The following is a 444-nucleotide window of genomic DNA, read 5'->3' on the forward strand; positions in this document are numbered from 1 at the left end:
TGGCAACGGCATCGTACGAAATTGCAGGCGAAAGGATTTATTAAGAGATAGGGGAGGAACAAAAATGGATCATGCGATCGATAGATTAAAAACGTTTTTGGCAGCCGAATTGGAGTGGTTGCGTGAAGAATGGCAAGACGGAAAAGGAGGATACAAAAAACTTTCTGATTGCCCAAGTTACAAAGCATGCAAAGCATATGTTGATGCAATCAATGTTCTTGTGAAGGCTTACTATCATCCAGAGTACGTGGAGCAATATAAATGTCCATCTGTAAAAGAATTAATTTGAGGAGGAGAGAACAATGAGTTTTTGTTTAACAGCAAGCCGTTTAATGAAAGCAAGCGAGGTCAGAAAGCTTTGCGCGGAGTTGCGCAATGATCCAGCAATATTGGTGTTAGAAATGGAGTTAAAAAAGGAATGGTACAAAAGAAAAATGGCCAGTG

1 protein-coding gene is annotated in these 444 nt (G+C 40.1%); it reads left to right on the forward strand.

The annotated features are described in order from the left end of the window. A partial coding sequence (locus tag ETC00_RS19885; RefSeq protein ID WP_253264352.1) for a hypothetical protein occupies nt 1-289 on the forward strand: 289 nt, incomplete at its 5' end. Between the last annotated feature and the right edge of the window lie 155 nt (nt 290-444).

Source organism: Brevibacillus sp. MCWH (assembly GCF_013096935.1).
In the GTDB taxonomy this organism is placed as follows: Bacteria; Bacillota; Bacilli; order Brevibacillales; family Brevibacillaceae; genus Brevibacillus; species Brevibacillus aydinogluensis.